General features: G+C 60.7%; 26 protein-coding genes. 8 read left to right on the forward strand and 18 right to left on the reverse strand.

Going from position 1 to position 23,767, the window contains the following annotated elements:
* Positions 1–32: 32 nt before the first annotated feature.
* From CSQ93_RS21810 to CSQ93_RS21835, 6 genes are all read left to right on the forward strand, one after another.
* Complete coding sequence (locus CSQ93_RS21810) at positions 33–752, forward strand: hypothetical protein (protein ID WP_099379850.1); 720 nt, start codon at positions 33–35, stop codon at positions 750–752.
* Positions 749–1,387: a hypothetical protein gene (locus tag CSQ93_RS21815; RefSeq protein ID WP_099379851.1), complete on the forward strand. Its 639-nt coding sequence runs from the start codon at positions 749–751 to the stop codon at positions 1,385–1,387. The genes CSQ93_RS21810 and CSQ93_RS21815 overlap by 4 nt, the downstream gene beginning before the upstream one ends.
* 112 nt (positions 1,388–1,499) lie before the next feature.
* Positions 1,500–1,733 (forward strand): hypothetical protein, encoded by a 234-nt coding sequence (locus tag CSQ93_RS21820; RefSeq protein WP_099379852.1) that lies wholly within the window; start codon positions 1,500–1,502, stop codon positions 1,731–1,733.
* Positions 1,730–2,164, forward strand: coding sequence for a hypothetical protein (locus CSQ93_RS21825; protein ID WP_099379853.1), 435 nt, complete (start codon positions 1,730–1,732; stop codon positions 2,162–2,164). Before CSQ93_RS21820 ends, CSQ93_RS21825 begins: the two co-directional genes overlap by 4 nt.
* Positions 2,161–2,496 carry a hypothetical protein gene (locus tag CSQ93_RS29250; RefSeq protein WP_199534475.1) on the forward strand — a complete coding sequence of 112 codons (336 nt, stop codon included), beginning with the start codon at positions 2,161–2,163 and terminating at the stop codon, positions 2,494–2,496. Before CSQ93_RS21825 ends, CSQ93_RS29250 begins: the two co-directional genes overlap by 4 nt.
* Before the next feature lie 5 nt (positions 2,497–2,501).
* Positions 2,502–3,611, forward strand: coding sequence for a tyrosine-type recombinase/integrase (locus tag CSQ93_RS21835; RefSeq protein WP_233516298.1), 1,110 nt, complete (start codon positions 2,502–2,504; stop codon positions 3,609–3,611).
* A 190-nt stretch (positions 3,612–3,801) separates the two neighbouring features.
* Here CSQ93_RS21835 and CSQ93_RS21840 read toward each other — a convergent pair whose 3' ends face one another.
* On the reverse strand, positions 3,802–4,098 hold the full coding sequence (locus CSQ93_RS21840; RefSeq protein ID WP_099379855.1) for an RnfH family protein: 297 nt from the start codon (positions 4,096–4,098) through the stop codon (positions 3,802–3,804).
* Entirely contained in the window at positions 4,091–4,522 is a 432-nt protein-coding gene (locus CSQ93_RS21845) for a type II toxin-antitoxin system RatA family toxin (RefSeq protein ID WP_035818194.1), read from the reverse strand. The genes CSQ93_RS21840 and CSQ93_RS21845 overlap by 8 nt, the downstream gene beginning before the upstream one ends.
* Positions 4,523–4,615: 93 nt before the next feature.
* On the opposite strand from CSQ93_RS21845, the gene smpB reads away from it, so the two are divergent.
* Positions 4,616–5,065, forward strand: a complete 450-nt coding sequence (smpB, locus tag CSQ93_RS21850; RefSeq protein WP_034752217.1) for an SsrA-binding protein SmpB — start codon at positions 4,616–4,618, stop codon at positions 5,063–5,065.
* 300 nt (positions 5,066–5,365) lie between these two features.
* On the opposite strand, the gene CSQ93_RS21855 is transcribed toward smpB, so the two are convergent.
* From CSQ93_RS21855 to ppsA, 5 genes are all read right to left on the reverse strand, one after another.
* Positions 5,366–5,674: an H-NS histone family protein gene (locus CSQ93_RS21855; protein WP_010397665.1), complete on the reverse strand. Its 309-nt coding sequence runs from the start codon at positions 5,672–5,674 to the stop codon at positions 5,366–5,368.
* A 640-nt stretch (positions 5,675–6,314) separates the two neighbouring features.
* The gene (locus tag CSQ93_RS21860; protein WP_035818190.1) at positions 6,315–7,259 is read right to left on the reverse strand and encodes an SPFH domain-containing protein; all 945 of its coding nucleotides are present in this window, start codon (positions 7,257–7,259) and stop codon (positions 6,315–6,317) included.
* 15 nt (positions 7,260–7,274) lie between these two features.
* Positions 7,275–7,691 carry an NfeD family protein gene (locus tag CSQ93_RS21865; protein ID WP_035818188.1) on the reverse strand — a complete coding sequence of 139 codons (417 nt, stop codon included), beginning with the start codon at positions 7,689–7,691 and terminating at the stop codon, positions 7,275–7,277.
* Between the two features lie 177 nt (positions 7,692–7,868).
* Positions 7,869–8,366, reverse strand: coding sequence for a Dps family protein (locus CSQ93_RS21870; protein WP_034752224.1), 498 nt, complete (start codon positions 8,364–8,366; stop codon positions 7,869–7,871).
* Positions 8,367–8,533: 167 nt separating this feature from the next.
* Positions 8,534–10,966 carry a phosphoenolpyruvate synthase gene (ppsA, locus tag CSQ93_RS21875; RefSeq protein ID WP_071078407.1) on the reverse strand — a complete coding sequence of 811 codons (2,433 nt, stop codon included), beginning with the start codon at positions 10,964–10,966 and terminating at the stop codon, positions 8,534–8,536.
* A gap of 152 nt (positions 10,967–11,118) precedes the next feature.
* Here ppsA and ppsR point away from each other — a divergent pair, with 152 nt between their 5' ends.
* A complete protein-coding gene (gene ppsR, locus CSQ93_RS21880) occupies positions 11,119–11,967 on the forward strand; it encodes a posphoenolpyruvate synthetase regulatory kinase/phosphorylase PpsR (RefSeq protein ID WP_035818186.1) in 849 nt (282 codons plus the stop codon).
* 48 nt (positions 11,968–12,015) lie between these two features.
* Here the strand turns inward: ppsR and CSQ93_RS21885 are convergent, their stop codons facing one another.
* From CSQ93_RS21885 to ispC, 11 genes are all read right to left on the reverse strand, one after another.
* Entirely contained in the window at positions 12,016–13,233 is a 1,218-nt protein-coding gene (locus CSQ93_RS21885) for an aminotransferase class V-fold PLP-dependent enzyme (protein WP_099379856.1), read from the reverse strand.
* Between the two features lie 7 nt (positions 13,234–13,240).
* Positions 13,241–14,026, reverse strand: coding sequence for a TrmH family RNA methyltransferase (locus CSQ93_RS21890; protein WP_099379857.1), 786 nt, complete (start codon positions 14,024–14,026; stop codon positions 13,241–13,243).
* A complete protein-coding gene (gene rnhB / locus CSQ93_RS21895) occupies positions 14,023–14,661 on the reverse strand; it encodes a ribonuclease HII (protein WP_099379858.1) in 639 nt (212 codons plus the stop codon). Before rnhB ends, CSQ93_RS21890 begins: the two co-directional genes overlap by 4 nt.
* Positions 14,662–14,704: 43 nt before the next feature.
* Positions 14,705–15,889 (reverse strand): lipid-A-disaccharide synthase, encoded by a 1,185-nt coding sequence (gene lpxB / locus CSQ93_RS21900; RefSeq protein WP_099379916.1) that lies wholly within the window; start codon positions 15,887–15,889, stop codon positions 14,705–14,707.
* On the reverse strand, positions 15,873–16,664 hold the full coding sequence (lpxA, locus tag CSQ93_RS21905) for an acyl-ACP--UDP-N-acetylglucosamine O-acyltransferase (RefSeq protein WP_092610952.1): 792 nt from the start codon (positions 16,662–16,664) through the stop codon (positions 15,873–15,875). The genes lpxB and lpxA overlap by 17 nt, the downstream gene beginning before the upstream one ends.
* Before the next feature lies 1 nt (position 16,665).
* Positions 16,666–17,160 carry a 3-hydroxyacyl-ACP dehydratase FabZ gene (fabZ, locus tag CSQ93_RS21910; protein WP_046684969.1) on the reverse strand — a complete coding sequence of 165 codons (495 nt, stop codon included), beginning with the start codon at positions 17,158–17,160 and terminating at the stop codon, positions 16,666–16,668.
* Positions 17,157–18,212, reverse strand: a complete 1,056-nt coding sequence (lpxD, locus tag CSQ93_RS21915; protein WP_099379859.1) for a UDP-3-O-(3-hydroxymyristoyl)glucosamine N-acyltransferase — start codon at positions 18,210–18,212, stop codon at positions 17,157–17,159. Before lpxD ends, fabZ begins: the two co-directional genes overlap by 4 nt.
* Before the next feature lie 21 nt (positions 18,213–18,233).
* Entirely contained in the window at positions 18,234–18,752 is a 519-nt protein-coding gene (locus CSQ93_RS21920; RefSeq protein ID WP_099379860.1) for an OmpH family outer membrane protein, read from the reverse strand.
* Between the two features lie 51 nt (positions 18,753–18,803).
* Positions 18,804–21,140, reverse strand: coding sequence for an outer membrane protein assembly factor BamA (gene bamA / locus CSQ93_RS21925; protein ID WP_099379861.1), 2,337 nt, complete (start codon positions 21,138–21,140; stop codon positions 18,804–18,806).
* Positions 21,141–21,223: 83 nt separating this feature from the next.
* A complete protein-coding gene (rseP, locus tag CSQ93_RS21930; RefSeq protein ID WP_099379862.1) occupies positions 21,224–22,585 on the reverse strand; it encodes an RIP metalloprotease RseP in 1,362 nt (453 codons plus the stop codon).
* Positions 22,582–23,766 carry a 1-deoxy-D-xylulose-5-phosphate reductoisomerase gene (ispC, locus tag CSQ93_RS21935; RefSeq protein WP_099379863.1) on the reverse strand — a complete coding sequence of 395 codons (1,185 nt, stop codon included), beginning with the start codon at positions 23,764–23,766 and terminating at the stop codon, positions 22,582–22,584. Before ispC ends, rseP begins: the two co-directional genes overlap by 4 nt.
* Position 23,767: the final 1 nt, after the last annotated feature.

Genomic DNA, 23,767 nt, shown 5'->3' on the forward strand with positions numbered 1-23,767 from the left:
ATAAACCCCATTAACTTTGGAGCAATATTAGCATGAGCAAAGAGCGCCCTATTCTCTTCAGCGCGCCGATGGTGCGCGCGCTGCTCGACGGCAGCAAGACGCAAACGCGACGCGTCATGAAGCCGCAGCCGGAACCTGTCCCACATCGTCCAGGCGACCACCATTGGCCTTGCAATGCCTTCCAGTCCATGGTGAGCGTTTCGGAGACGCGCGCGCCTGGCGCCCACGGCATGGCCGGCGACGCATGCCCGCACGGCGCGCACCGCGATCAAATCTGGGTGCGCGAAACCTTCTTCGCCTACGGCCGCTGGGTGACGCGCTACAGCAAGAAGAAGCGCCGCGACGAATGGCACTTCATCGACATGACGGCCGAATGCGACCGCGCGTACCAGTACGACGCCGATTCCCCGGACGTACCGCTGGCGGCCGGGCGCGGCGGCGCGCTGCCAGGCTGGTACAAGCGTCCCTCTATCTTCATGCCTGGCGCGGCCTCCCGCATCCTGCTGGAGATAGTGTCGGTGCGTGTCGAGCGCCTGCAGGACATCAGCGACGCCGACAGTGTGGCCGAGGGCATCGACATGGAAGCGCTGGCGGAATCGCAAGATCGCTACGACATCGTGTGCAAAGGATCTGGCGCCAGCGGTCGCGCAACTGAGCGCACGGCCTGGCGCGACCTGTGGGAATCGACCGGCGGCGACTGGGATGCCAACGAATGGCTGTGGGTCATTGAATTTAAGCGGGTGACGCCATGAAGCCACTACTTGCCTACGAGGTGCGCGAGCCTGGTGAAGGCCACTGCGTTATCCGCTTTGCCAGCAGCAGCGCTGCCGCGCGCCGCGAGGGTGCGAACGAACTGGACTGCGGCTTTAACGAGGTCGAGCACTGCCACCGCAAGCCTCAGTTCGATCAATACGCGCCCGGCCCGGTACCGCACGCGGTGCTTATCGACCATGGCTGGTGGTTCGAGTGCCACCACTGCAGCCGGCGCGTCAGCGAAGACATGCAGCAGGAAGCCGAAGATGAAGGAGAAGAGCGCGAGTATCTGGAAGTTGTCACGGATGCCAATGTTGTCTATTGCAGCCAGAACTGCGTGATGGGGGAGTTTGTCGAGCGGCGCGCTCGCAAGGCTGCCGAAGTAGCCCTGATCGAGTTCTTTTCAGCCACGCATCCTGACTGCACGATCGAAAGCGTATGGGTGAGCCGTGCGCCGCTTCAAGGTCCGGGCAGGCTGGGCCACGCGCAGGCGCTGCTCTACTTCAAGTTCCCTGGTGCGCAACACCGCGCAACGTTCACGTTTGGCGAGGATCGCATGCGGGTAACGGTGGTCGACCTGCCTGCGTATTACACCTGGCGCGGCATCCAGATGCCAACAACGGAGGCAGCATGACCGACAACGACGAAGTGCCGAACAGCGAGCGCAGCCCACGCGCGGCAAGCGTGGCGGCCGCCGTGATGCTGATTTACGTGATCGCCAGCGTAACCGGCGCCAGGTGGGCAGCATGAGCGCCCGCACACCGGCGCCCGCCGAAACACCGCGCGAGCTGGCCGACCAGCACGACCTACGCCTGCACCGCGCAAAGCAGTTGGCCAGGCAAGTGAGCTACCAGGGCCTGAACTGCTTCATTGCCGGCTTCTGCTGGCACAAGGGCGATGCAGAAATGACCGTGTACATCGAGGGCCTGGCCGAACCTGTCGCGCCCGTCGAATTATCCATATTGGAGCAACCACAATGATAAATAACGAGCAACACGAGACTCCTGTCAGCGCCCCCACCGATTCATTCCAGGGCCGTGTGCAGCCATGGATGATGGCCTGCTTCGGTGCCGGAATCTCAGCCGACACAGCTGAACGCAATCACCGCTTCCTTGAGGAATCGCTGGAACTGGTGCAGGCATGCGGTTGCACGGCCAACGAAGCGCGCCAGCTGGTCGACTATGTATTCGGCCGCCCAGTCGGCGAGCGCGCGGAGGAAGTCGGTGGCGTCATGGTCACGCTGGCGGCGCTTTGCTTGGCCCAAGGCTTGGACATGCACGCCGCCGGCGAGACGGAGCTGGCCAGGATCTGGACGAAGGTCGAGGCCATCCGAGCCAAGCAGGCGGCAAAGCCGAAGCACTCGCCGGTGCCGGCCGCAATTCCGCAAATGGCACCCGGGAGCGCGCCATGAACATGGGAGAGCACGACATGGTGGCCAAGCTGGTCGAGACCATCGAGCGCAATGCGCGCGCAGCGGCCGCCAAGGCAGAGGCGGAGCGTCAGCCTCTGGCCTGGGTAAAACTTGAGCGCTACGTTGAAATATCAGGCGATTCCGTCGATTCCGTGCAGGCCCGCCGCAAGGCCGGCAAGTGGCTCGACGGCAATCAATGCAAAATTGTGGATGGCCGGCTCTGGATTAATTTGCCGGCAGTAGAAGAATGGGTAGCAAAATGGGAACAAACAAGTCCAGCCCGCCAGGCGTCGAACTCCGGTCGGGCGTCCAAAGCGAATCGATCCGCATAAAATTTATGTACCGGGGAACTGAATGCCGGGAAACGTTGAAGCTCGCGCACAGCAAGGCAAACATCAAATACGCCGAGCGGCTGCGCGGCGAGATCCTGAACGCCATTGCGCTGGGCAATTTCAGCTATGCCAAGTACTTCCCCGAATCGACACAGCTGAAGAAGTTCGGCCTGCAACCTCGGGGCAAGGATGTAACCGTTGGCGACCTGCTTAAACAGCAATTCGAGATCTACGAGCGCATCCTCGCGCCCAGCACGTTGAAAAGCTACAAGCGCGTGCTCAACAAGATTCTGATGGGGCAATGGGGCGAAACGCTGCTCACCGAGCTTACGCCGGCGGCGCTGCGCACGTGGATTGTCGATCTGTCGTTGAAGGCCACCTCCGTCAGACAAATTCTCATCCCGCTGCGCGGCGCGCTGGAGCTTGCGATAAATGACGACCTGATCGATAGCAACCCGCTCGACCGGGTGAAATTGCAAAAAACGCTGGACCGCGACGCCTACAAGGCTGAATACGAAGTGGATCCTTTTTCCGCTCAGGAGATTGCGGCCATCCTCGATGCTGCCCAGGGCCAAGCCCGCAATGTCTTTCAGTTTGCCTTCTACACCGGCATGCGCCCGAGTGAATACATCGCGTTACGCTGGGAATCGATCGACTGGGCCGGATTCAAAGCAAAGGTTGAGCGTTCGCGCGTGATGGGTGAGTCGCGAGAGGAGCTGAAGACACGTGCCGGCCGCCGCCTGGTCGACTTACGGCGCGGTGCCGTTGAGGCGCTGGTTGCGCAGAAACAACATAGCTTCCTTGCTGGCGGCCTGGTATTCCTTGATCCGGCTACCGGCCAGGGATGGGACAACACGCAGCGCTTGAGCCTCTTCTGGGCGGCAATGATCAAGAAGGCCCAGGTCCGCTATCGAAATCCGTATCAAACGAGGCACACATTCGCGTCGACGCTGCTATCGACGGGCGCCAACGCGATGTATGTGGCAAAGCAAATGGGGCATACCGACACGACCATGATTACTCGAACGTATGGTCGCTGGGTCGAGCAGGAAGGTGGTGTGTTGCCTGATCAATACTGCAAAATGACGGATGGGCTAAAGGCAGGGGCTGCGTAGATTTTCGCCCACGTTTCGCCCATGTGAATTGCGGAATGGCTGGAACCCGCATGGATGCTTGCTTGTGACGGACAAAAGCAACTTATACAGAAAAAAGCGCCCTCCGTCCTTGCAGCATAGAAAAGATATTTGAAAATAGCAAAAAATGGCGCTCGCCAGGCAACGGCCGCGCGGCGGCCGCCCTACCCGCTCAGCCCTTGGCAGGCTTGCCGCCAGCCCTGCGCCGGCGCGCTTCTTTTGGGTCCGCCTGCAAAGGCCGGTACACTTCCACCCGGTCATGCTCGCGCAGGATGGTATCGAGCGGCTTCTTCTTGCCATAGATGCCAACCATGTTCACGGCCAGGTCGATGCCCGGAATGTCCTGCAGCAAGCCGCTCAGCGCCAGCGCCTGCTCGATGGTGGTACCTGCAGGCACCTTCAGTGAGCGCAGAAAACTGCTATCGGGTAAGGCGTGGCAGACTTGCACCTCGATGTTGGCCTCAGCCATACACAGTCTCCGCGCGCTTGCAGAAGGAATCGACCATGCTGTTGGCGATCATGCCGAAGACGGGGCCGATGATCTGCTCGAGCACGCGGCTGGAAAACTCGTAGTGCAGGTCCAGTTCGATCTTGCACGCATCTTCGCGCAGGGCCTTGAAGGTCCACACGCCGTCGAGGGTCTTGAAAGGACCGTCCACCAGCTTCATTTTGATGGAAGTCGGCGGCACGTTCTCGTTGGACGTGGTGAAGCTTTGGCGCACGCCGTGGTAATGTATGCCCACGCTGGCGACGACCGTGTTCTCGCCCCGCTCGCGAATCTCGACCGCACCGCACCAGGGCAGGAATTTGGGATAATCCTCCACCGCCGCCACCAGCGCGAACATTTGTTCGGCGCTATAGCCGAGAAAAACTGATTTATGTACTACTGCCATTGAAGAACCATTTGCTATGATGTTGGATACATTTGATTTTATCGCGCTTGCGCGAGACAGTAGTTTAACCGACCCGCGCACATTTACCATCTCATGACCATAGCAGACAACAGAAAAGCCTTCCACGACTACTTTATCGAGGATCGCTACGAAGCCGGCATCGTGCTGGAAGGCTGGGAAGTCAAAGCCATCCGCGACGCCCGCGTACAAATCAAGGAAGCCTACGTCGTCGTCCGCGGCGATGAGCTCTTCCTGTTCGGCGCGCATATCAGCGCCCTGCCGACCGCCTCCACCCACATCCACCCGGAAGCCGTACGCACGCGCAAGCTGCTGCTGCACCGCACGGAAATGGATAAACTGATCGGCAAGGTGGAACGCTCCGGCTATACCCTGGTGCCGCTCAACCTGCACTACAAGGGCGGCCGCGTGAAATGCGAAATCGGCCTGGCCAAGGGCAAGAAACAGCACGACAAGCGGGCAGCGGAACGCGACCGCGATGGCGCGCGCGAAGTGCAGGCGGCAATGAAGTCGCACCGCCGCTGATCCGGCATCACGCGCAGCATGCTGCGCCAATACCATCAAGCCCGGCTATATGCCGGGTTTTATTTTGCATGCACCTGCGGCAAACGGAAAACGCACTGCGCAATAGGATAAAAACAGGAAAAGGAAGAGATACTGGAGAAACAAGAAGGGTATTGGCGAAAATACCGTGAAGATAAGCGATGTAAATCAGCTTTGCCTGCCTGGCCAAAGACGATTAATCAGGAAAGTTCCGGATGCTTGCATGCTGCCTTGTACTACACCTGTACTACTCCACAGGACAAGCATCCGAATGAACGGTTTTTAAACCTTCAGCAGATCACGCGACTTGCCCGAATCGGTCCACTCTTTGACCCATTTCGGTTGACGGCCACGGCCAGTCCATTGCTGCGTCGCATCGTCCGGATTGCGATAGCGTACTGCGACCGTACCGGTTTTAGCGCGGATACCCGTGCCAACCAGATCTTTTACGGAAACGCCAACGCTCTGGGCGATTGCCAGGATTTGCTCGCGCGCTTTGGACAGATCGTCTTGTTCGCGTTTCTTCATTTGCTTCTTGATGTCGTCCTGCAAGGTGCGCAGTTCGGACAGGGATAAGCTGGACAGATCCATGATATTTCCTTGTGTGAGTTGAAAAATATAACTGAACAGTTAAATTCTATCCAATTGTAACGCGACTGAGGTGATTTTTCTTGAGATTTGATTGTTTTTTACAATTCTTTTACCAAAAACCCGACTTCCCCGACCTTCAGATGATGTAAGTCTTCATTCCAGGGAGCGGACATCGCGCTGGTCCGACTGTCTGCGCCGACTTCCCTGCCTTGTGCGATTGCGAGTCAATACCACCATCGGCAGTATTTATTTTGCAGCACTTTTTGTTTCATTGCAATTTATAGTAATTATAAATTGCAATTCAAAATACACACGGGAGCAATACTATCGCCAATTATGCATCGGCTACCAAACACTACCCATGCATCCGTCGCGGATATCGCACGATCATCGCCATGCATGAGCAGCAGATTCTGTTTCAAACAAAAAGATAAGCATCGCACGACAGCATATAATCCCGAAAGTGCGCACAGCATAGCATAAAGAGAATATTTTTCAACGATGCTGATTCAAAGCGAAGATACTCGAACCCTGCTGCCAGCATATATTCCAGCAGCACAAATGAAAACTGCCCGCGATACGGCGGGCAGTTTTGACGAAAAACTTGCTACGGATTTGCTATTCACCCACCCAGCGGAAATCAGGGAATAGCCACGCCACCTTTCGGCTTCTGCGTTTTTACCACCTGCATCGCCGTGGCGATCAAACCGCTCATATCGCCCAGATTGGCCGGCACGATAATCGAGTTATTTGTTTTCGCCAATTGCGCGAACGCGCCCACATACTGCTCTGCCACTTTCAGGTTGACGGCATCTTCCCCGCCCGGCTCACGTATGGCCGCGCCCACCTGGCGCAGCGCTTCGGCGCTGGCCTGCGCCAGCGCGACGATGGCCGTAGCCTGGCCTTCGGCACGGTTGATCGACGCCTGCTTCTCGCCTTCAGAGCGGGCAATGGCCGCTTCGCGCTCACCGCTGGCGATATTGATCTGCTCCTGCTTGCGCCCTTCCGAAGCGGCAATCAAGGCGCGCTTTTCGCGTTCGGCCGTAATCTGCGCCTGCATCGCATGCAGGATTTCCTTGGGTGGCGTCAAATCCTTGATTTCATAGCGCAATACCTTGACGCCCCAATTCGCCGCCGATTCATCGATGGCATTCACGATGGCCGTATTGATATGGTCGCGTTCTTCAAATGTCTTGTCGAGTTCCATTTTACCGATCACCGAACGCAAGGTCGTTTGCGCCAGTTGCGTAATGGCGGCAATATAATTCGACGAGCCATATGAAGCACGCATGGCATCGGTAATCTGGAAATACAGAATGCCATCGACCTGCAATTGCGTATTGTCGCGCGTAATGCACACCTGCGGCGGCACGTCGAGCGGAATTTCCTTGAGCACGTGCTTGTAAGCGATGCGGTCAACAAAAGGCACGACGATATTCAGGCCAGGGCCCAATACCGCATGGAACTTGCCCAGGCGTTCCACCACCCAGGCATGCTGCTGCGGCACCACATTGACCGTCTTGAAGACAAATACCAATGCCAGCAATAACAAGATCAGCGACACGCTTCCAGTGCTTACTTCCATAATCTACTCTCCAGGTTATTCAACAATCAAACGGCTGCCACGCACGGCACGTATGGTGTAATGACCGGCCTGCGTATCGCTGCCGGGAATCAGTTCCACATCCCACAAGGCGCCGCGGTACATGACGCGCGCCGCGCCATCGACCCAATGCGCGACCGCCACGCTTTGGCCGATATCGAGATTCACATTCGGATCCTGCGCAGCGTCGCGCCGTGCCGCCTTGCCAAAACGGCTGCGCCGCAATAACAGGGTGGCCGCCACGCCGACAATGGCCGCCGTCAGGGCTTGCCAGCCGCCATTGCCGCCCGCCAGCGCCACCAGTCCTCCGGCACTGATGCCGATGGCGATCATCAGCAAATAAAACGTGCCCGTAAACAGTTCCAGGATCAATACCGCGCCTGCCGCCACAAACCAGCCTACCCATTCAGCCATGATGCCTCCATCTTTGCGAATCCGAAAATAAAAAACCCCGCAGCCTATATAAGCGACGGGGTTTAATGCGTATGACTGCCTGATATTATTCTTGCCAAACACCTATATACAAGCAGTCTAACGCAATTCCTGATGGCGTCAATAGGCAGGGGCGAATTAGCGCCGCAGGCCCGGCAATTACTCTTCCAGCAGGCTGCGCAACATCCATGCCGTCTTTTCATGCAAATCGAGGCGCTGCGTGATCAGGTCGGCCGTCGGCTGGTCATTGGCCTTTTCCAGCAAAGGGAACAGGCGGCGCGCCGTGCGCGCGGTCGCTTCCTGGGCCGATACCAGGTGGCTGACCATGTCCAGCGCCGGCGGCACGCCGTCAATTTCCTTGATCGAGGCCAGCTTGACGAACTCCTTGTAGGTGCCGGGCGCAGGATAGCCAAGGGCGCGAATGCGCTCGGCGATCAGGTCCAGTGCAGCCCACTGCTCCGTGTATTGCGTCATGAACATCAGATGCAGGGTGTTGAACATCGGCCCCTTGACGTTCCAGTGAAAATTATGGGTCATCAGGTACAAGGTGTAGCTGTCGGCCAGCAGGCCGGACAGGCCTTCCGCGATCTTCGCGCGGTCCGCCTCGGAAATGCCGATGTCGATCTTTGCCACTTTGCTCGGTTTCTTGCTTGCCATGAGAACTCCCGTTTCAATGTATTGGTGGAATCATTTTAGCTGATCTGGCGCAAGCCCATCGAATACTGCCGTGCGCCGCATGGTTATCGCCTGTCCCTGCGTGACGGGCATAAAAAAACCCGCTGCCGGGTGAGCGGCAGCGGGTTTTCAGAAGGCAATATAGATGCTTACGCTTTCAGCGCAGCCAGCTTTTGCCAGGTGTCGATCACCGAGTCGGGATTCAGGGACATCGATTCGATGCCCTGCTCCATCAGCCAGACGGCGAAGTCCGGATGGTCGGAAGGACCCTGGCCGCAAATGCCGATGTACTTGCCGCGTGCCAGGCAAGCCTTGATGGCCAGCGACAGCAGGGCTTTCACGGCAGGATCGCGCTCGTCGAAGTCGGCGGCCAGCAATTCCATGCCGGAATCGCGGTCCAGGCCCAGGGTCAGCTGGGTCAGGTCGTTCGAACCGATCGAGAAACCGTCGAAATGGTCGAGGAACTGGTCGGCCAGGATGGCGTTCGACGGCACTTCGCACATCATGATGACGCGCAGGTCGTTCTCGCCGCGCTTCAAGCCGTTTTTCGCCAGCAAGTCGATGACTTTCTCGGCCTGGCCCAGGGTGCGCACGAATGGCACCATGATTTCCACGTTCGTCAGGCCCATGTCATTGCGCACGCGCTTCATCGCTTCGCATTCCATGTTGAACGCTTCGGAGAAGTCGGCCGACAGGTAGCGCGCCGCACCGCGGAAGCCCAGCATCGGGTTTTCCTCGTCCGGCTCGTAGCGCGAACCGCCGATCAGCTTCTTGTACTCGTTCGACTTGAAGTCGGACAGGCGCACGATGACTTTTTTCGGCCAGAACGCGGCAGCGATGGTGGCGATGCCTTCGGCCAGCTTGTCGATGTAAAACGCTTTTGGCGAAGCATGGCCACGCGCCACCGATTCCACGGCCTTTTTCAGGTCGGCGTCGATGTTCGGGTATTCGAGGATCGCGCGCGGGTGCACACCAATATTGTTATTGATGATGAATTCCAGGCGCGCCAGGCCCACGCCGGCATTCGGCACGGACTGGAAGTCGAACGCCAGCTGCGGATTGCCCACGTTGAGCATGATCTTGGTGTCGAGCTTCGGCAATTCGCCGCGCGACACTTCAGACACTTCCGTTTCCAGCAAGCCATCGTATATCTTGCCTTCGTCGCCTTCGGAGCACACCACGGTGACAAAGGTGCCGTCCTTCAGCACGTCGGTGGCATTGCCGCAGCCGACGACGGCCGGCACACCGAGTTCACGCGCAATAATCGCAGCGTGGCAAGTACGGCCGCCACGGTTGGTGACGATGGCCGAAGCGCGCTTCATGACCGGCTCCCAGTTCGGGTCCGTCATGTCGGCAACGAGCACGTCGCCTGGCTGCACGCGCTCCATGTCCGCCGGGTCGTGAATCACGCGGACGGGGCCGGCGCCGATCTTCTGGCCGATGGCGCGGCCGGACGTCAGCACGGTGCCCGTGCTTTTCAGCTTGAAGCGTTCCTGCACGTCGGTCGCCTTTTGCTGCGACTTGACGGTTTCAGGACGCGCTTGCAGGATGTACAGTTTGCCGTCGCGGCCATCCTTGCCCCACTCGATGTCCATCGGACGGCCGTAGTGGTTCTCGATGATGACGGCGTACTTGGCCAGTTCCACCACTTCGCTGTCGTTCAGCGAGTAGCGGTTGCGCATTTCGACGGGCACGTCGACGGTTTTCACGGAACGGCCAGCTTTCGCTTCGTTCGTAAATTCCATCTTCAGCAGCTTCGAGCCGATATTGCGGCGGATCACAGGCGACTTGCCTTTTTCCAGCATCGGCTTGTGCACATAGAATTCGTCTGGGTTGACGGCGCCCTGCACCACGGTTTCGCCCAGGCCATAGCTGGAGGTGACGAAGACCACGTCCTTGAAGCCCGATTCGGTGTCGATGGTAAACATCACGCCGGCCGCGCCCAGGTCGGAACGCACCATGCGCTGCACGCCGGCCGACAGGGCCACTTCCGCGTGCGTAAAGCCTTTATGTACGCGATACGAGATGGCGCGGTCGTTGTACAGCGAGGCGAACACCTGTTTCATGGCGTCGAGCACGTTGTCGATGCCGACCACGTTCAGGAAGGTTTCTTGCTGACCAGCAAAAGAAGCGTCCGGCAAGTCTTCCGCCGTGGCCGAGGAACGCACGGCAAACGACATTTCGGTATCGGAATCGGCTACCAGCTTGGCGTAGAACTGGTCGATTTCAGCGGCCAGGCGAGGCTGGAATGGCGTTTCCACGATCCATTGACGGATCTCCGCACCGGCTTGCGCCAGCGAGCGCACGTCATCGATGTTCAGCCCTTCGAGGCGCTGGGCGATGCGTTCGGCCAGCGGCAAGCCGCCGTTGGCGCTATACGACAGGAAATCGCGGAATGCCTGCGCCGTGGTGGCAAAGCCACCGGGCACGCGCACGCCGGCTTCCGCCAGTTGGCTGATCATTTCGCCCAGGGAGGCGTTCTTGCCGCCGACGGATTCGACATCCGTCATGCGCAAATGCTCGAACGAGGCAACATACACCGCGTCCTTGTCTTCCTGCTGTTGCGATACTGCGTTGGTCATAATGACACCCTTACTGATGATAGAAATCTTTACGCGCGGCGCACAGACAGTCTTCTTGTTATTCTTGGCGTCGTGCAGCACAATCATACCGTTGCAGCCATTTTACCTTGTGCGGCGCAAATTGACGACGCACAATCTTGATCCGAAAACCCATGACACAAGAACCACGCCCTCCTCTGCCCTCCGCGGCCCGCACCGTCTTCTTCGTTTCCGACGGCACCGGCATCACCGCCGAGACGTTCGGCCACTCGGTGCTGACGCAGTTCGATCTGCGCTTCCGCCAGATCCGCCTGCCCTTCATCGACACCATGGACAAGGCCTACGAGGCGGCGCGCAAGATCAATGAAGCGTTCGCCACCGATGGCCAGCGCCCCATCATTTTCTCGACCCTGGTGAAGAACGACCTGTCGGCCGTAATCCGCAAGTCCAGCGGCATGCACATGGACCTGATCCAGACCTTTGTCGCCCCGCTGGAGCAGGAGCTGGGCGTGATGTCGACCCATACCATCGGGCGTTCGCACAACATCGTCGACAGCGAGGAATACAAGAATCGCATCGAGGCGATCAACTATTCGCTGGCGCACGACGATGGCCAGTCGCACAAGAACCTGTCCTCGGCCGATGTCATTCTGGTGGGTGTTTCGCGCTCTGGCAAGACCCCGACCAGCCTGTACCTGGCCATGCAATACGGTATCAAGGCGGCCAATTATCCGTTGATTCCCGACGATTTCGAGCGCGACAAGCTGCCTTCCGCCTTACTGGAATTTAAGAATAAAATTTTCGGATTGAGCATTACGCCCGAACGTTTGTCGGAAATACGCAACGAAAGACGCGCTGGAAGCAAGTATGCGGCCATTGAAAATTGCCGTTACGAGGTCAACGAGGCAGAAAAAATGATGAAACGCGAGGGTATCCGCTGGCTGTCGTCGACCACCAAGTCGATCGAGGAGATATCCACGACGATCCTCCAGGAAATCAAGCCGAACCGCCGCGAGTATTAAGAAAAACACCTGACCAGACCTGCTGCGCGTGCGCTCGCTACGGTTTGGTCAGGTGTCTGCCAGGCTGGAGTTCACTTCGCTGGACAGCATTGTCAGCGCCTCCACCAGCCGGTCCAGTTCACCGGTGGTGGTGGTGACGGCCACCGTGGCGCGCACGATATCGGTATTGCCGATATTGCGCTGCACGGTAAAGACCCCGAAACGGTGCAGCAAGGCCTGTTGCAGCGCGCGTGCATCCATGCCGTCAACGGCAAACGCCACCAGCGCCGTGCCACGCAGCGCATCCAGCGGCGACAGCAGGCGTACGCCAGGCAGTTGCACGGCGCGGCTGACCCAGTAATCGCGCAGCCAGGCCAGGCGTGCCGTCTTGGCCGGCGTGCCTCCCAGGCGCTCATGAAAGTCCAAGGCGGCAGGCGCGGCCAGGATGGCGCCGATCGGCGGCATACCCATGTGCAGGCGGCTGCGGATATCGTCAAGCGGATAATCGTCGTCGCCACAATGCGGTTCGATCTTGTGCAACTGCGATGCGCGGATATACACGACACCGAGTCCCGCCGGCGCTCCCAGCCATTTATGCAGATTGAAACCGGCGAAATCGACGCCCATCGCCTGCACGTCCACGTCGACCTGTCCCAGCGCATGGGCGCTGTCGAGCAGCACGTCGATGCCGTGTTCGCGCGCCAGCGCCATGATGGCCTTCACTGGCAGTTGCTGGCCGTTGGCCGGCGTCACCTGCGACAGCAGCAGCAACCTGGGCTTGACGGCCTGGCGCATGGCTTGCGCGTAACTGGCGATGATCTCGTCATCGCCGATGGGCAAGCTCAGTTTGACTTGCGTGCTGGTGACGCCGCGGCGCGGCGCCAGCCAGCGCATGGCCGTGCGCATGGCCGGATAATCGAGATTACTCCACAGCACCGTATCACCGGGCGCCAGGCCATGGTATTGCGTGATCAGCACCTGCATCGACTCCGTGCCGCTGCGGGTCAGCAGGATCTCGTGCGGCTGCGCGTGGATCAGCGCGGCGACGCGCTGGCGCAGGATATCCACATGCGTGCGCGTAAACTCGCCGCGCACGAAGGGACTCAGTTGCTCGTTGGTGTAGCGCACGGCCTGCTCGAAGGCCGCTTGCACGGGTGCGGCCATGGCGCCGAAATAGCCGTGTTCGAGATTGACGATGGCGTCCGGCGGCGCGGGATACAACGCGGCCACCTGGCGCCACCAGGCCGCGTCGCGGGCCGCACCGTCGGCAAGCACAGGGAAAGCCATGGCGTGTTCAGGCCTGCCCCTGGCGCAGCTGCTCGAAGAAGCAGACGGCGGCGCAGGCGGCTACGTTCAACGATTCGATCTGGCCCAGGTGGGGAATGACCACCTGGTGCGTCGCCATAGCCAGCAGGTCGTCGGCCACGCCCTGCCCCTCATGGCCGAACAGCCAGGCGACGGGCTGACGCAGGTCGACGTCGTACAGGCGCTGGGTGGCATAGCCGCTGGTAGCGAGCGTCGCCACCTTGGCGCCGGAAACGAGCGCCGCCAGGTCGACGTTTTCAAAGATGTCGAGCACGAAGTGCGCGCCCATCGCCGCGCGCAGCACCTTCGGCGACCAGCAGAAGGCCGTGCCGGCGCTGCAGTACACCTGCGTGATGCCGGCGGCGGCCGCGCTGCGCAGGATGGAGCCCACGTTGCCCGGATCCTGCAGATTATCGAGCAGCACGGCCGACACGCTCAGGGGCTGCGTGACGGCCCGTTCCGGCGTCTCGACGAGGAACATCACGCCCACGCCGTGTTCGACCTGGCTCACCGCGTTATACAGCGCGTCCGGCAAGCCCAGTACGTGTGCGCGCTGGCTTTCCAGCTGGCCGACGATGTCCGCCACTTCCGGGTTCTGCAAGGCGCTTTCGCTGACGATGCATTGCTCCGGCATGCCGCGCAGCTGCAGATACGACTGGCACAGGTGCACGCCGTCGAGCAGGGTGCGGCCCGACTTGCGGCGCGCCTGCGAACTGCCCGCCAGTTTCAGCAAATCCTTGTATTGCGCATTGTCGCGCGAGGTAATCGTCTTCATGCCACCACCTCTTGTCCACCGAACAGGGCGATCACGTTGCGCACGGGCGCGAACGAGCGGCGGTGCACGGGCGAGGCGCCGTGCAGGTGCAGGCGCTCCAGGTGCAGCTTGGTGCCGTAACCCTTGTGCTGGTCGAAGCAGTATTCGGGATAGGCCGCATGCAGGTGCACTAGGGCCGCATCGCGCGCCGTCTTGGCCAGGATCGAGGCAGCGGAAATCGAATCGACCTTGTCGTCGCCACCGATGATGGCCATGCCGCGTATCGGCATCACGGGGCAGCGGTTGCCGTCGATCAGGGCCAGGGTCGGCACGGTCGCCAGCGCCTCGACGGCGCGGCGCATGGCCAGCATCGATGCCTGCAAAATGTTCAGGCGGTCGATCTCTTCTTCCGACGCTTCGGCGATGGCCCAGGCCAGGGCCTTGGCCTTGATCTGCGGCGCCAGCAGGTCGCGTTTGGCTTCGCTGAGTTTTTTCGAATCGCGCAAGCCGTCGATCGGCTGGTTCGGGTCGAGGATCACGGCGGCGGCGAACACGGGGCCGGCCAGCGGACCGCGTCCTGCCTCGTCGACACCGCAGATGATTTCATCGAGCGAGAATGGCAAGTCGTCAAACAGGCCGGGATAGATATTTTTCACGTTGAATCTTTGGTTGGTACTGCGGTTGAAGCGGTGATCGGGCTTACTTGCGGTTGGCGGCGATGACCTGCATGACGGCGTTGGCGCTTTCAAGCGCACTGTCGCGCAGCAGGCTGTGGTGCATGTCCGTGAAGCGCTGCACCAGACGCAAGCGGCCCGGCACGTCGCTCAGTTGCTGCCACATGGCCTCGGCCAGCGCTTCCGGGCTGGCCGCCTTTTGCAGCAGCTCAGGCACCAGGTAGTCGCGCGCCAGGATGTTCGGCAAACCTATCCATGGCTGGTAGCCCATGTGGCGCATGATTTCCCACGAGGCGCGCATCATCTTGTAGGCGATGACCATGGGCTTCTTGTACAGCGCCACTTCCAGCGACGCCGTGCCGGACGCCACCAGCACCGCATCGGCGGCGCAGATGGCCGTGTGCGAGCCGCCGTCCGTGAGCAGTATCTCGACGTCCTGCAAGCCCGCTTCCGCGATCAATTGCAGGAAGTACTGGCGCTGTTTTTCGCCGGCCATGGGCGCGACGAAACGCAAGGAGCGGTCGCGCGCCAGCAGCAGCTTGCAGGCGCCGACAAAGGCTACCGTATTGTATTTGAGTTCACCCATGCGGCTGCCCGGCATCAGGGTCACGACATTCGCGTCTTCCGGCAAGCCCAGGGTGCGGCGCGCGGCCGCTTCGTCGGGCTGCAACGGAATCATTTCAGCCAGCGGATGGCCGACGTAGGTGACGGGCACGCCCGCCTTGCGGTAGATATCTTCCTCGAAGGGGAAGATCACCAGCATGTGCGAGACAGCCTTGATGATTTTCTTGATGCGGCCGCCGCGCCAGGCCCAGATCTGCGGCCCGATGTAGTGCACGGTGGGGATGCCGCCTTCCTTGAGCTGCTGTTCCAGTCCCAGGTTGAAACCCGGATAGTCGGCGCCGATGAAAACGGCGGGACGCTCGGCCAGCAACTGGTCGCGCAGCGCGTTCTGAATACCTTTGATCTCGCGGTAGCGGGGAATGATCTCGAACAGGCCGCGCACGGTCAGCTTGTCGAGCGGCCAGTCGGACACAAAGCCCTGCTTGGCCATGTGCTCGCCGCCGATGCCGTGGAAGCGCGCGCCGGGCAGCTGCGGCACGAGGCCGGACAGCAGCCGGCTGGCCAGCAGGTCGCCCGACACCTCGCCGGCGACGATGGCGACATTGGCGACCGGCAGGCCGCTGGCTTGGTCAGCGGACGATGCCACGCGACGCCACGCCAAGGAATTCGCGCATGGCGCGAATGTGTTCCGCCACTTCGGGCGACGACGCCGCTTCTTCTTCGAACAGGGCTGCCTTGGATTCCTCCAGGGTCAGTCCCGAGCGGTAGATGAGTTTATACGCGGTGCGGATGCCGTTGATCTGCTCGCGCGTAAAGCCGCGGCGTTTCAGGCCTTCGATATTGACGCCGTGAGCTTGCGCCGGATTGCCGTTCAACAGGACGAACGGCGGCACGTCCTGCGTCAGGCTGGTGCTCATGCCGACAAAGGCGTGCGCGCCGATCTTGCAGAACTGGTGCACGTTGGCGAAGCCGCTCATGATGACCCAGTCGCCGATTTCCACGTGGCCCGCCAGTTGGGCATTGTTCGAAAAGATGGTGTTGTTGCCCACCAGGCAGTCGTGCGCCAGGTGCACATACGCCGAGATCCAGTTGTCATTGCCCAGGCGCGTCACGCCGCCACCTTGCACGGTGCCCGTGTTGAAGGTGCAGAATTCGCGGATGGTGTTGCGGTCGCCGATTTCCAGGCGCGTCGCCTCGCCCGCCCATTTTTTATCTTGCGGCTGCGCGCCGATGGAAGAAAACTGGAACAGGTGGTTGTCGCTGCCGATCGTCGTGTGGCCATCGATGACCACGTGCGGGCCAACCTTGGTGCCAGCGCCGATGCGCACGTGCGGACCGATGATGGTGTACGGACCCACTTCGACCGAGCTGTCGAGCTCGGCCTTCGGATCGATGACTGCCGTGGAGTGGATGGCCGCCATATCACTGCCCCGCTGGCTGGCTCGCAGACTGGCTCGCATCCTGCGCGCTGCGGATGGTGCACATCAGTTCACCTTCCACCGCCAGCTTGCCGTCGACCGTACCGACGGCCTTGTATTTCCAGATGCCGCGCGAAACGCGCAGGATTTCCACATCCATCTTCAGCTGGTCGCCCGGTTCGACGGGGCGCTTGAAGCGCGCGTTATCGATGCCGACAAAGTACACGACCGAATTTTCGTCCGGCTTCACGCCCATCGACAGGAACGACAGCAAGGCCGCCGTCTGTGCCAGCGCTTCGATCATCAGCACGCCAGGCATGACCGGCTTGTGCGGGAAATGGCCCTGGAAGAACTCTTCGTTGACCGTCACGTTCTTGATGGCGGTGATGGTTTTGTTCGCTTCCCAGTCCAGCACGCGGTCAACCAGCAGCAGCGGGTAGCGGTGCGGCAGCAGCGATTTGATGGCGAGGATGTCGAGGGTCTTTTTTTCAGTAGTCATTTTTCGTCTTGCGTGGTCAGTGTTTTAATTGTTTTTTCAAGCGCACGGATCTTTTCGCGCATGCTTGACAGGTTGCGCACGATGGCGGCGCTCTTTTCCCAGTCGGCGTTCTTGGCCAGCGGATAAAAACCCGTGTACTGGCCAGGCTCCGCGATCGAACGCGAGACCATGCTGCCCGAGCCCACGTGGACGCGATCGGCAATGGTCAGGTGGCCCAGCACCATGGCGGCACCGCCAAAGGTGCAGTACTTGCCGATGATGGCGCTGCCGGCCACGCCGACGCAGCCGGCCATGGCCGTATGCGCGCCGATATGGCAGTTGTGGCCGATCTGGATCTGGTTATCGAGCTTGACGCCATCTTCGATGATGGTGTCGGCCAGGGCGCCGCGGTCAATGGTGGTGTTGGCGCCGATATCGACATCGTCACCGATCACCACCCTGCCCGTCTGCGGAATCTTGATATACACGCCGCCTTCGTTGGCGAAGCCGAATCCGTCGGTGCCGATCACGGCGCCAGAATGGATGATGCCGCGCTGGCCGATCACGCAGCGCGCATGGAAGGTCACGTTGGCAAGCAGTTGCGTGCCCGCGCCGATGACGGCGTCGCGTCCCACCACGCAGCCAGGCCCGATGACGCAGCCGGCACCGATCACGGCACCCGCTTCGATCACGGCGCGCGGTCCGACCGATGCGGTCGCATCGACCTGCGCGCCATCATCGACGATGGCGCTGGCATGGATACCCACGGGCGGCTTGATCTCGTGCAGGGCGGCGAAATACTGTGCCGCGCGCGCGAAATACACATAGGGATTCGGTGTGACGATGCGCGCGCCGGCGTAGTCGTCGCCGATCAGCGCGTCATCGGCCGGCGTGAGGATCAGCGCGGCAGCGCCGCTCTGGGCGGCCTGCGCGCGGAATTTGCTATTGCTGAGAAAGCTGATGTGCGAAGCGCCGGCGTCGGCCAGCGGTGCGATGCCTGTAACTTCCAGGTTGGCATCGCCCGCCAATTGCCCGCCGAAGCGTTCGACCAATTCTCCTAGTCGAGTGCCCATCTAATTACCTCTATTCTAATATTACTTGTCCAGCGCCTTCAAGACCTTGTCGGTAATGTCGATGCGCGGGCTGGCCCACAGGGCTTCCTGCAGCACGATGTCATATCCTTCGATATGCGCCATCTGCTGGATGATGGTGTTGGCTTTTTCCGCGATGGCGCTGCGCTCTTCGTTCGTGCGCTGGCTCAAGTCTTCGCGGAACTCGCGCTGGCGGCGTTGCAGCTCCTTGTCCAGCTCGAAAAACTCGCGCTGGCGCTTGGCGCGCTCCGCCTCGCTCAGGGTCGGCATGTCCTTTTCCAGGGCTTCGTTGGCGACCTTGAAGCGGCTGGCCAGTTCCTGCACGGCTTTTTCACGCGAGCGGAACTCTTCGGCCAGCTTGGCGCTGGCCAGCTTGGCCAGCCTCGATTCGTTATAAATACGTTCGCTGCTGATCCAGGCGATCTTCGACTCCTGAGCCTGCGCCTGCACCGGCAACAGCGAACTCCAGCACAATGCAATCATGGCAAGGGACTTGGGCAGGGTGGCGGATGCGGTGTTCATGATACTCCATGGTCAAAAAGTAAAAGCTGTCGCCCCGGTTCAGATGGCCGGTTAGAAACCGGTGCCCATCTGGAACTGGAAGCGCTCCAGGCGGTCCGTCGGCTTGGCGTTCAGCGGCTTGGCATAGCTCAGCTTGAGCGGGCCCACCGGTGAAATCCAGCTGATGCCCAAGCCAGCAGAATAGCGCAATTGCGAAATCCGCATTTTTTCGCCTTCCTGGTAGACCTGGCCGCCGTCAAGGAAACCGAACCAGCGCAAGCTGCGGTCATTTCCCGAACCAGGGAATGGCATCTGCAGTTCCGCGTTACCGATCAGGCGCGAAGCGCCGCCCAAGGCATCGTTGGTGCTCGGCTCAACCGCGCCCAGCGAAGAGCTCAGGTAGCCGCGCACCGAACCGATGCCGCCGCCGTAGAAGTTCTTGAAGACCGGATACACGTGCTTGCCGATACCGTGACCGTAATCGAGCTCGCCCTTGAGCGCCAGGGTGACCTTGCTGAACAGCGGACGGAAGTACTGGTGCTCGTAGATGGCACGGAAGTACTTCTGGTCGCCGATCACGTCCGCCTCCAGGTTGATGCGCTGGTAGCGGCCGATCGATGGCGTCAGGGCACTGTCGCGGCTGTCGCGCTGCCATGCCGCCGTCAGCGGAATGGAGTTGGTGGTGGCCGAACCGATACCGTCAGACGGGCCGCCATTGTCGACCACGTACTGCTTGAAGCGGATCGGGCTGGTGATGTCGGTCTCGATGCGCGAGCGCTCGGCGCCGATACCGAAGAAGACGGTGTCGACTTCGGAGAACGGCACGCCGAAACTGACGCGGCCACCGGTTTGCTTGATCTTGTAGCTGCCGATGTTCAGCGCCGGCGGTTCCGTCGTCCGCAGGTAGACTTCAAAGCTGCGCGAAATGCCGTCGTCCGTGAAGTACGGATTGGTTTGCGAAAACGCGATCGTGCGGCTGTAATGGCTGGTATTGAGTTCGATGCCGACCGTGTTGCCGCTACCGGCAAAGTTGGCCTGCGAAATCGACGCCGACAGGGTGAATTTTTCCGATTGCGAGAAGGCGCCGCCGATCAGGAAGTTGCCGGTTGGTTTCTCCACCACCGTCACGTTGACGTCGACCTGGTCGGTCGTGCCCTGCGCTTCCGGCGTGTCGATGGTCACGTCCTTGAAGTAGCCGAGACGGTCGACACGGTCGCGCGACAGCTTGATCTTGTTGCTGTCATACCAGGACGATTCGAACTGGCGGAATTCGCGGCGGATGACTTCATCGCGCGTGGTGGTATTGCCGGCGATATTCATGTGGCGCACGTAGACGCGCTTGCCCGGATCGATGAAGAAGGTGAAACCGACTTCATGCTTCTCGCGGTTGATTTCCGGATTGGCGTTGACGTTGGCAAAGGCGTAGCCGAACGTGGCCAGGCGGTCCTGGATGCGCTTGTTGGTGGCCGTCAGGCGCGCGCCCGAATAGATCTCGCCTTCGCGCATCAGGTTCAGGGCTTTCAGCTCTTCTTCGCGGCCGAACATCTCGCCTTCGAACTTGGTGCCGGCGATCTTGTACTTTTCACCTTCGGTGATATTGATCGTCAGGTAAATGTCTTTTTTATCGGGCGTGATCGACACTTGCGTCGAGTCGACCTGCATCTCGATATAGCCGCGGTCCAGGTAGTAGGACTTGAGCGCCTCGATGTCGCCCGTCAGCTTGGTCTTCGAATATTGGTCGGCCTTGGTGTACCAGCTGAACCAGCCGCCCGTGTTCAGGGCCAGCTGCTCGCGCAGCTCCTTGTCGGTGAAGGCCTTGTTGCCGACGATGTTGATCTGCTTGATGCGGGCCACGTCGCCCTCGTCGACGGCGAACACCACGTTGACGCGGTTGCGCTCGATCGGCGTGACGGTGGTGGTGATCTTCACGCCGTACAGGCCATGCGACAGGTACTGGCGCTTGAGTTCCTGTTCCGCGCGGTCGACGGATGCCTTGTCGAAAATTTTGGCTTCACCGACGCCGATTTCCTTCAATGCCTTGACCAGCACATCCTTTTCAAATTCCTTGGTACCCGTAAATGCCACGGAAGCGATGGCCGGACGTTCCTCGACCAGCACCACCAGCACGTCGCCATCGGCTTCCAGGCGCACATCCTTGAACATGCCCGTCGCATACAGGGCCTTGATGGCGGCGATACTCTTCTCGTCGGAGAACGTTTCGCCGACCCGCACCGGCAGGTAAGCAAAGACGGTGCCCGCTTCGGTACGCTGGATCCCTTCGACCCGGATGTCCTTGACAGTAAATGGCTGGACGGCCAGCGCGTGGCCGGAACAGATGGCCATGACGGCGGCGCCGATCAGGCTGCGGCGAAAGGAAGGCAAGGCAAAACGAGCAGAATGTAATTTCATTGGGGTTATTCAATGGGTAAATCAATGGACAACATACACAAAAGATTGCTTGTGCGACTCACGCAATGGCATCAACCACCGCCCTAATTCAGCAATCGCAACACGTCATTAAAGACGGCAAGCACCATCAAGGTCAGCAACAAACCGATCCCCAGGCGCTGGGCAATCTCGCCTACGCGCTCCGGCAAGGGGCGTCCGGTCAAAACTTCCAGCGAATAATACAGCAAATGCCCGCCATCCAGAACAGGAATGGGTAGCAAATTCATCACGCCCAGACTGATACTGATGAAGGCGATGAAGCTCAGGTAGCTTACCAGGCCGATGCGCGCCGTCTGGCCCGCATAATCGGCGATGGTAATGGGACCCGTCACATTCTTCAGCGAGACCTGGCCGGTGATCATTTTGCCCAGCATTTTCAGGCTCATGACACTGGTATCCCAGACCTTGGTGGACGCCTTGCCCACGGCAGAGAACGGTCCGGATGCCACGGTGATCATATCCGGCACCTGTCCCAGCTTTGCCTGTATCTTACCAACTGTTACAGCTCCCTCTGCCCCGGCGCCAGGCACGGCGTCCGGCGTGATGGACAGGGTCAGGTCCTGGCCCTGGCGCAAGAGTTGCAATTGCAGGGTCCGGCCCGGCGCCTGGCTCAGGGTGGCGATCACGGCCGCCACGTCGTGCACGGGCTGTTCGTCGATGGCCAGGATCTGGTCGTTTTTCTGCAGGCCGGCGCGCGCGGCGGCGCCACCGGGCATGATTTCCATCAAGGTAGGCGCGGAACGGGCCAGGGTCAGGCCCAGCTTGCCCAGCACGTCGCCTTCCAGGTCCGTCTCCGTCAGGCTGGCCGTCGGCAAGGTCGCCTCCTGCTGGCCACGGTCGGGACGGCGCACTTCGATGCGCGCCGGCTGCTTGTCAAGGGTGGCCTGGATCAGCTCCCAGCGCAGCTCGGACCAGCTGGCCACGGCCTTGCCATTCACCGCCTCGACCGTATCGCCGCTGCGCAAGCCGGCCGCGTAGGCGGCCGTCTCTTCGGCCACGGGGCCGAGCCTGCTCGACGGCTCTTCGATGCCATGCATGAACAGACCCGCGTACAGCACGATGGCGACGAGGAAATTGGCCAGCGGGCCGGCGGCCACGATGGCGATGCGGCGCCACACGCTCTGGCGCGTGAATTCGCGGCGCAATTCGCTTTCCGGCAAATCGCTGAGGTCTTGCGCGCGACTGTCGAGCATGCTCACATAGCCGCCCAGCGGCAGCGCGGAAATCGCCCACTCCGTCTGATCCTTGCCAAACTTGCGCGAATACACCACTTTCCCCATGCCGATCGAGAAACGCAGCACTTTGACGCCGCACCAGCGCGCCACCAGATAGTGGCCCAGTTCGTGCAAGGTGATCAGCGAGCCCAGCGCAACGATGAACGCCAGCAAGGTGGTAATTAAGGTCATGCGGCCAGCCTCTGGGCAATGTATGCCTGCGCAGCCTCTCTGGCCAGGCGGTCCTGCTCCATCACGGCCTCGATGCTGGAAGCGGCGCCGTGCGGCACCGTTTCGATCACGTGGGCGATGACCCGGTCGATCTGGCGGAAGCCGATCTGCTCGTCGAGGAAGGCTTGCACGGCCACTTCATTGGCCGCGTTGAGCAGGGCCGGCGCCGTGCCGCCCGCGCGCAGGGCGTCGAAGGCCAGCGCCAGACAGGGGAAGCGGCGGAAATCGGGACGTTCGAACTGCAAGGTGGCCACTTGCGCCAGGTCAAGTTGCGCCACGCCGGAAGCGATACGCTGCGGATACGCCAGCGCATGGGCGATCGGCGTGCGCATGTCCGGATTGCCCAGCTGGGCCAGTACGGAACCGTCGATGTACGACACCATCGAATGGATCACGCTTTGCGGGTGGATCAGCACTTCGATCTGGTCGGCCGGCGCGCCGAACAGCCAGTGCGCCTCGATCACTTCCAGGCCCTTGTTCATCATGGTGGCCGAATCGACGGAAATCTTGCGGCCCATGGCCCAGGTCGGGTGCTTGCAGGCCTGGTCCGGCGTGACCGTGTCGAGCGTTTCGACGTCACGCGTGAGGAAAGGGCCACCGGAAGCCGTCAGCACGATTTTCGCCACGCCAGCGGCGCCAGGCGCGCGGCCATGGGCATGCGGCATGCATTGGAAAATGGCGTTATGTTCGCTGTCGATCGGCAGCAGCACGGCGCCGTTATCGTGCACGGCATCGATGAACAGCTGGCCGGACATGACCAGCGCTTCCTTATTGGCCAACAATACTTTCTTGCCAGCACGTGCCGCCGCCAGGGTGGGCGCCAAGCCAGCCGCGCCAACGATGGCCGCCATCACGCCCGTCACTTGCGGCGCGCTGGCGATGGCGCACAGGGCGTCCACGCCATACTCGACCTGCGTATCGACGCCCTGCCCGCGCAGCAAGCGCGTCAGTTCAAGGGCGGCGTCCGCCGTGCCGACGACGGCGCGCAGGGGACGAAATTGCAGACACTGGGCGGCCAGTTCGGCCACACGGCTGTGCGCGCTCAGCGCATACACGCTATATTGCTCGGGATGACGCGCGAGCACGTCCAGGGTGGACACGCCGACCGAACCGGTCGCGCCAAGAATGGTGATGTATTGCATG

Origin of the sequence: Janthinobacterium sp. BJB426, assembly GCF_002735705.1 — a bacterium.
In the GTDB taxonomy this organism is placed as follows: Bacteria; Pseudomonadota; Gammaproteobacteria; order Burkholderiales; family Burkholderiaceae_D; genus Janthinobacterium.